Origin of the sequence: Bilophila sp. 4_1_30 (assembly GCF_000224655.1) — a bacterium.
Taxonomy (GTDB): domain Bacteria; phylum Desulfobacterota; class Desulfovibrionia; order Desulfovibrionales; family Desulfovibrionaceae; genus Bilophila; species Bilophila wadsworthia.
This window is the reverse complement of sequence record NZ_JH114232.1, coordinates 198,630-206,472: the sequence shown is the minus strand read 5'-3', so window position 1 is coordinate 206,472 and position 7,843 is coordinate 198,630. Positions and strand designations below refer to the sequence as shown.

General features: G+C 59.8%; 6 protein-coding genes. 5 read left to right on the top strand and 1 reads right to left on the bottom strand.

Features of this window, described 5'->3' with window-relative positions; all coding sequences use genetic code 11:
* Window positions 1–269 precede the first annotated feature (269 nt).
* From HMPREF0178_RS07655 to hysA, 5 genes are all read left to right on the top strand, one after another.
* Window positions 270–1,307: a spermidine/putrescine ABC transporter substrate-binding protein gene (locus tag HMPREF0178_RS07655; protein ID WP_009368192.1), complete on the top strand. Its 1,038-nt coding sequence runs from the start codon at window positions 270–272 to the stop codon at window positions 1,305–1,307.
* Between the two features lie 164 nt (window positions 1,308–1,471).
* Entirely contained in the window at window positions 1,472–2,077 is a 606-nt protein-coding gene (locus HMPREF0178_RS07650; protein WP_232281233.1) for a YdcF family protein, read from the top strand.
* Window positions 2,078–2,531: 454 nt separating this feature from the next.
* Complete coding sequence (locus tag HMPREF0178_RS07645; RefSeq protein ID WP_005027976.1) at window positions 2,532–3,914, top strand: MATE family efflux transporter; 1,383 nt, start codon at window positions 2,532–2,534, stop codon at window positions 3,912–3,914.
* 309 nt (window positions 3,915–4,223) lie between these two features.
* Window positions 4,224–5,180: a NiFeSe hydrogenase small subunit gene (gene hysB, locus HMPREF0178_RS07640; RefSeq protein ID WP_255344674.1), complete on the top strand. Its 957-nt coding sequence runs from the start codon at window positions 4,224–4,226 to the stop codon at window positions 5,178–5,180.
* Window positions 5,181–5,278: 98 nt separating this feature from the next.
* Complete coding sequence (gene hysA / locus HMPREF0178_RS07635; RefSeq protein ID WP_009368189.1) at window positions 5,279–6,718, top strand: NiFeSe hydrogenase large subunit HysA; 1,440 nt, start codon at window positions 5,279–5,281, stop codon at window positions 6,716–6,718.
* Between the two features lie 136 nt (window positions 6,719–6,854).
* Here the strand turns inward: hysA and mazG are convergent, their stop codons facing one another.
* Entirely contained in the window at window positions 6,855–7,709 is an 855-nt protein-coding gene (gene mazG, locus HMPREF0178_RS07630; RefSeq protein ID WP_009368188.1) for a nucleoside triphosphate pyrophosphohydrolase, read from the bottom strand.
* Between the last annotated feature and the right edge of the window lie 134 nt (window positions 7,710–7,843).

The window sequence follows — 7,843 nt, the reverse complement described above, 5'->3', positions numbered from 1 at the left end:
TTTTGTGTTTATTGAATCCCTGTTCGAAAAATACGGCGGACATGCGGGCCGTGCGGCGGGAGTTCCGTTGCGCGGCCTGTTTTCTTTTCTCGGGAAGATGCTTATTCTTTCAGGCATGGCCTCCTCGCCGCCCCGTCCCAAAAAGACGAAAGTCTTGGGAGGGAGAGAGGTGGGGGCGTGGGGGAGGGGAGAGGGAAGCCTTTCTTCAGAAAGGTTCCCTCTCCCCTCCCCCACATTCCTAATTACCTTCAACTTTATAAGGAACTCGCGTGAAAAAACTCCTCGTTGCGCTTGTCGCGCTGCTGATCGCCGCTTCTCCGGCTTTTGCGGAAGAGGCGAAGGAACTGAACGTGTTCAGCTGGTCGGAATACATTCCGCAGGAAGTCGTCAATGGCTTCACGAAAGAGACAGGCATCAAGGTGGTGCTTTCCACCTATGAATCCAACGAGGCCATGTACGCGAAGCTCAAACTGCTCGGGGCCAAAGGGTATGATCTGGTCGTCCCTTCCGGGTACTTCGTGGAAGTGATGGCGCAGGACAACCTGCTCGCCAAGCTGGACAAGAGCAAGATCAAGGGCCTCGGCAACCTTGATCCCGCCTCGCTGAATCAGCCTTTCGACAGGGGCAATGCCCTGACCATCCCCTATATGTGGGGCACGGTGGGGCTGCTCGTGAACAAGAAGGCCGTGGACGTCTCCACCATCAAGAGCTGGAAGGATCTCGCCCGGCCCGAATTCAAGGGCAGGGTGCTGCTTTCCGATGACCTGCGCGATACGTTCGGCGTGGGCTTGAAGGCGTGCGGCTACTCCATCAACAGCACCAACCCCGACGAAATCAAGGCCGCCTACGAGTGGCTGAAGGCCCTCAAGCCGTCCGTGCGCGTGTTCGACGTGACCGCCACCAAGCAGGCCTTCATCAGCGAGGAAGTGGTGGCCGGGCTGGCGTGGAACGGCGACGCCTTCATCGCCATGCAGGAAAACCCCGACCTCGAATTCATCGTGCCCGAAGAGGGGATGCTGATCTGGCTCGACAACTTCGCCATCCCCGCCGGGGCCGAGCACAAGGAAAACGCCTACAAGTTCATCAGTTACCTGATGCGTCCCGAGGTCGCCAAGCTGTGCGTGGAAGAGTTCAACTACTCCACGCCGAACAAGGCCGCCGAGAAGATCCTTGAGCCCGAATACGCCGAGAGCAAGGTCATTGTGCTGGATCCGGAAGAGCTCGCCAAGGGTGAAGTGACCGTCAACGTGGGCAAAGCCCGCGAACTGTACGAAAAGTATTGGGAACAGCTCAAGGCCGGAGACTGATTGCGGCCGGGCTGATGAAGATTGCATTGGGAGGGGAACCTTTTTCCGGAAGGGGGCCTCTCCCCTCAACCTTCCCCCTCTCCTCCAAAGACGTTTGTCGTTATCGATCCCCTGTTCAAGGGGAGCGGTATGGGCTGGATGGGGGCTGTTTTTTGTGGGGGAGCATGTTTGGGAAAGGAAAGGCATATCCGGAGCTCGGCGGAGAGCGGGGGATGGGGCAGGGATGGTATGGGGCGATCGGCAAGCTGGCGATCGCCGCTTTGCTGATCGGGGCTGTGCTGATCTGGCGGGCGGAAGCGTGGCTGCATGTTGACGTGCCGTTGGAACATGCGGATGTCATTGTAGTGCTCGGAGGTGAATCCGGGCAGCGCGTGATCGGTGCGGCGGAGCTGTATCATCAGGGCGTTGCCCCGAAAGTCTTTGTGACGGGCTCCGGCGACGGTGGGCTTATCGTCCGGCGGCTCGGCATGGCGGGAGTGCCGGATGCGGCCTGTGAGAGCCAATCCCGCAGCACGTATGAAAACGCCGTTCTGACCAAAAAGGCGCTGGAAGCCTCGCATCCCCGTTCCGTCATGCTGGTGACGAGCTGGTTCCACAGCAGGCGGGCGCTTGCGGTGTTTCGGGACGTCTGGCCCGAAGTGGCGTTCGGGGTGCACCCGGTCTATGCGGGGGCGACATTCACGGCACGGTTCCGCATCTATGAGATGGGGTATATTTTTTCGGAATACGTCAAGACGCTTTGGTATATGGTGCGTTACGGCATAGCCTGACGCTGTGCCGGGACGGGCATGTTTTGAGAGAGGGCCTCCGTGTGTACACCGGAGGCTTTTTTATGGGCTGGCATCTTTTATCTTGGCGCAGAGAAATTTTTCTTGCCAATTAGTCCGTGTAAGGATAATCCTTGTACGTACTAATGAAGCGTGCCATGTCGCTCTCAGGGCATGGCACGGTTTCTGTCCCGTAAAAAATGGCGTATTCGGAAAATAGCTTGAGCCTTTGCAAGGCACATATCGCCGCGGAGGGAGGACAGCCTCGGATAACCCCTTTGTTCCCTTCATGGGGGCAGTGGGGAGCCGGATAAACTGCCTCATAGCGGAACGGGCTTCTTGCTGTACGGTGTCTCCGGCGTCGGAACGTTTTGGAGGGGGAGGGCATCCTTTCCTGAAGGGGCTCCACTCTCCGGAATTCGACATGCCGCAATCTTTTTCTCTTTGAAGGAAGTTTATGCACGGATTGGATCTCATGCTCCACGGCCCTTTGGTGCGGACCTTTTTGCGTTACTGCATCCCGTGGACGCTGGCCATGCTGCTCCAGTCTTCGGCGGCCATAGTGGACGGCTTCTTCGTCGGCCGCTATGTCGGGGCGATGTCTTTGGCGGCCCTCAACCTTGTCATGCCGATGTTTTCCTTGTTTTTCGGGGTGGGCGTCATGCTTGCGTCGGGTGGGGCAGTCCGGGCCGGGAAATATCTTGGCGAGAAGAGGCCGGAAGCGGCTTCCGCGATTTTCACCAAAACGATGCTCTCCCTGCTGCTTGTCGGTCTAGCCGCGTCGGCGGGGATGCTGCTGTTCAGCGGCGAACTGGTGCGCTTTCTCGGGGCGGATGAAGAGCTGCGGGGGCCCGCCGAAGCCTATTTGCGCGGCTTGATGTTTTTCGGGCCGATGATCCCTTGCGGCCTGGCGCTCTCGTATTTCGTCCGCGTGAACGGGAAACCCGCTCTGGCTTCCGTGGGGCTCATGCTGAGCGCGCTCATCAACATTGTTCTGGACGCCGTCTTTATCCCCGTGTTTGGCATGGGCGTCGAGGGTGCGGCCTATGCTACCGGCATTGCCTATACCATCACGACGGGGGTTTTGTGCCTGCACTTTTTCACTCCTGAGGCGAAGTGCCGTTTTACCCGTGCGATTGGCGCGTGGAAGGAGGTCGGGCAGGCTTGCTGGAACGGCGTTTCCGAATTGATCAACGAGACGTCGATCGGACTGGTGATCTTGTTCATCAACTGGATTTTGCTTGCCCGGATCGGCTCATACGGTGTGGCTGCGTTTACTATCATCAACTATGCCGCATGGTTTGGGGCCTCCGTGTCCTACGCCATCAGTGACTCCCTGTCTCCTCTGGTAAGCGCCAATTTCGGGGCCAGGAACTTCGCCCGCGCCCGCCAATTCCTCGGGCTTGCCTTGGGCATGGTCTTCGGCATCGGGCTCATGCTGTATGGTCTGTTCGCGCTATATCCGGAAATGCTGTTGAAAATCTTCCTGCCCGGTGAGGAGAAAGTGGTGGCGGTGACGCTGGAGTTCATCGACTGGTTCAAGCTGGCTTTTTTGTTCAGCGGCCTGAACATGGCTCTGGCGAGTTTCTTCACGGCGCTGCATATGGCTGCGGCGTCCGCTGCGGTGGCTCTCATGCGCAGCTTGCTTTTCCCGGTGGGCTTCCTGTGGCTGTTGCCGCAACTGTTCGGCAATGTGGGTATTTACGTAGCCATACCGTTGGCGGAAATGTGCACGCTGGTCGTGGCGAGCCTGATCTTTGCGGCCAGCCGGAAACATTTTGCCGATCGCAAGGCGCACCACGGCCCGGAGCGGGCGGCACGGGGCGGAAAAAATCTGTAGCGGCGGATTGTGCGGGAGGAACGCAGTGGAACACGGGGTTGCCGCAGTGGCGCGGCAGCCCGTGGTTTCTTATGCCATGCGGCCTGATAAGCTTGTTCTAAAACGCACATTGTTGGTGATGTTGCATGGTTGCAGTCTTAATCGTGTTACGGAAAAAAGATAAGTGGCACGTTTTACCCTGTTTTGATTGACACAATTCCGGCCTCTGTATAATACGATTATAATCTTTTGCTGTAGGCCGCATTCTGTCCGTCCTCAGAGCGCGCGTTGTGCAGCATCCCTCGCTATCCATCGTATCAACATGCCTTTATCAAGGAGGCAGGAATGGCTCTTTCCAGACGAGATTTCGTCAAACTGTGTTCGGGCACGGTGGCCGGGTTCGGGGTTTCCCAAATGTTTCACCCCGCCATCCACGAGGCCTTTGCCCAAACGCTCACCGGCGAACGTCCTCCCGTTTTCTGGGTTCAGGGGCAGGGGTGCACGGGCTGTTCGGTCACGCTGCTGAACAGCACGCACCCGAGCATAGCCGACGTGCTGCTCAAAATCATCAGCCTTGAATTCCATCCCACCGTCATGGCCGCTGAAGGCGAGGGCGCGTATGAGCACATGATGCGCGTCGCCGAAAAGTTCAAGGGCAAGTTTATCTTCGCCGTTGAGGGTGCCGTGCCCGTGGCGCATGACGGCAAGTGCTGCGTGGTGGCGGAAGCCAACCACCATGAAGTGACCATGACCGAAGTGACCAAGGTGCTGGCCGCCAACGCCGCCGCCGTGCTCGCCGTGGGCACCTGCGCGGCCTACGGCGGCATTCCCGCCGGGAAGGGCAACGAGACCGGCGCCATGGGCGTTTCCGCGTTCCTCAAAAAGGAAGGCATCCCCGCCCCCGTCATCAACATCCCCGGTTGTCCTCCGCATCCCGACTGGATCGTGGGCACCATCGGCCTCGGCCTTCAGGCTCTCGCCACCAACACGCTCGGACTGCTGGTCAAGCAGGGGCTCGACGCCAACGGCCGCCCGAAGGCGTTCTACAAGAACGTGCACATGAACTGTCCCCACCTGAGCGCATTTGAAGCCGGGCACATGGTCAAGACCATGAGCGACAAGGACGGCTGCCGTTTCAGCATGGGCTGCAAGGGCCCCCGGAGCGCCTGCGACTCCTTCGAGCGCAAATGGAACAACGGGGTCAACTGGTGCGTCAACAACGCCACGTGCATCGGCTGCACCTCCCCGACCTTCCCCGACGGGCAGTCCCCCTTCTACGTCAACTAGGCCGTTTTCCGGCCGGGAGGCGGCAATCCTCCGGGGTTGCGCTTATCTGACACTCTGAACGGGGTTTCCCGTTCCAGTCGCTTTTGAGGAGCCACTTTATGGCAGAAGCTACCCAGACGAAAACCACGATCGCCATCGATCCGGTGACCCGCATCGAAGGCCATCTCAAGGCCGAGGTCGTGGTTGAAAACGGCAAAGTCGTCGATGCGAAACTGACCGGCGGCATGTACCGTGGTTTCGAATCCATCCTGCGCGGGCGTCATCCGCGCGACGCCGCCCAGATCGTGCAGCGCATCTGCGGCGTGTGCCCCACCGCCCATGCCACCGCCGCCAGCATCGCGCTGGAAAAAGCCAGCGGCACCGCGGTTCCGAGCAACGGTCGCGCCACCCGTAACCTGATCCTCGGTGCGAACTACCTCCAGTCGCACATCCTGCATTTTTACCATCTGGCGGGCCAGGATTTCATCCAGGGGCCGGACACCGCCCCGTTCATGCCGCGCTACGCCAAGCCCGATTTGCGCCTCCCCCCGGCCATCAACGCCGTGGGCGTCGATCAGTACGTCGAGGCGCTGGAAGTGCGCGCCGTGTGCCATGAGATGGTCGCGCTTTTCGGCGGCCGTATGCCTCACGTGCACGGCATCCTCGCCGGCGGAGCCGCTGAAATCCCCACGAAGGAAAAGCTCGTCGAATACGCGGCCCGTTTCAAGAAGGTCCGCAAGTTCGTCGAAGAAAAGTACCTTCCCGTGGTCTATCTGGTCGGCAGCCAGTACAAGGATCTCGGAGCGTTCGGGCAGGGATACCGCAATGCGCTGTGCGTGGGCGTGTTCCCGCTGGACGACGAGGGCAAGGAGTTCGTGTTCAAGGCCGGAGCCTATCAGGACGGCAAGGACATGCCCTTCGATGTGAAGCGGGTTACTGAAGACGTCAAGTATTCGTGGTTCGCCGACTCCACCTCGGGCAAGCCCTTTACCAAGGGCGAGAACGTCCTCGAAGTGGACAAGAAGGGCGCGTACAGCTTCGTGAAGGCCCCCCTGTACAACGGGAAGCCCATGGAAGTCGGCCCGCTGGCGCGTATGTGGGTGAACAACAAGCCCATTTCGCCCATCGGCCAGAAGCTGTTCAAGGAATATTTCGGCCTCGACGTGAAGAACTTCCGCGACATGGGCGAAGACCTCGCCTTCTCGCTGCTTGGCCGTCACGTGGCCCGCGCCGAAGAATCCTACCTCATGCTGGACGTCGTCGAGCGCTTCCTTAAGGAAGTGCGTCCCGACGAGGAGACGTTCTCCATGCCGGTGATGAAGGATTCCGAAGGGTTCGGCTTTACCGAGGCGCCTCGCGGTTCGCTGATGCATTTCACCAAGGTCCGCAACGGCAAGATCGACAACTATCAGATCGTGTCCGCGACCCTTTGGAACTGCGCTCCCCGCAACGACACCGGTATGCGCGGCGCTCTTGAGGAAGCCCTCATCGGCGTGCCCGTGCCCGACATTGAGAATCCCGTCAACATAGCGCGGCTTATCCGCGCCTTTGACCCGTGACTGGGTTGTGCCGTGCACGTGCTGCACGCTGAAACCGGCAAGGTTGCCGTTATCAACATGGATTAAGGCTGGATAAGATGTGAAGATTGGGGAGGGGAGAGGGAACCAGGGTTCCCTCTCCCCTCCCCTTCCAATTTTAGTCTTCCGTTTTTTCCGTACCGGGCTTCTCGGCGGCTTTGACCTCGTTCCAGAGGTCGTCCTTGTCGTCGAGGGAAAGGTTGACGAAATCGAGGTTACGCTCGCGGGCAATGGCTTCCATGCGCTCGAAACGGGCGAGGAAGCGTTCGGTGGCGGCGTTCAGGGCGGGGGCCGCCTTGATCCCCTTGCGGCGGCCAAGCTCGACGAGGGTGAACATGTGGTCGCCGAATTCGTGTTCGATGGCCTCGGCGTCGTCGGAAGCCATCGCATCAAGCAGTTCCAGCCATTCGGCCTCGACCTGCTTTTCGACGTCTTCATTTTCAGGCCACGTGAAGCCCACGCGGTCGGCCTTGGCGTGGATGCGGTAGGCCTTCGTCAGGGGTGGCAGGCCGCGCGGCAGGCTGTCATAGGTTCCCTTGGGGCCTTCGGCGTCCGCAGCGGCCTTTTCCTCGCGTTTGATGCGATCCCAGTCCTTGAGCTGTTCGGACTGGCTTTCATAGGTCGTGTCGCTGAAAACGTGGGGATGGCGGCGTACCATCTTGGCTGCTTCGACTTCAAGCGCGTCGGCGAGGGACGGGCCGCCCGCGCGGGCCATGAGCTTGCCGATCAGCAGGATCAGGAAGGCCACGTCGCCCAGTTCTTCGACCATATCGGCGGTCTTGCCGGAGCGGATGGCGTCCACGAGTTCGTGGCACTCTTCAATGACGTATTCGGTCAGCGATTCCGGCGTCTGCGTGCTGTCCCACGGACAGCCGTCCGGTGCGATGAGGCGGTCGATGACGGTATTGAGGCGTTCGAGCGCGGCTTGCGTGGCGGCGTCGGCAGCGGCGGGCGCGGTGGTGGTATCGGACATGAGGTTTCCCTTTTCGGTTCGCAGTTGGAAAATGTGGGCCGTCAACAGACATATCCCGGAAGAACGGGGAGTTCAAGCTGGAAGGGGAAAGCATGTGGGGGAGGGGAGAAGGAACCTTTCTCAAGAAAGGTTCC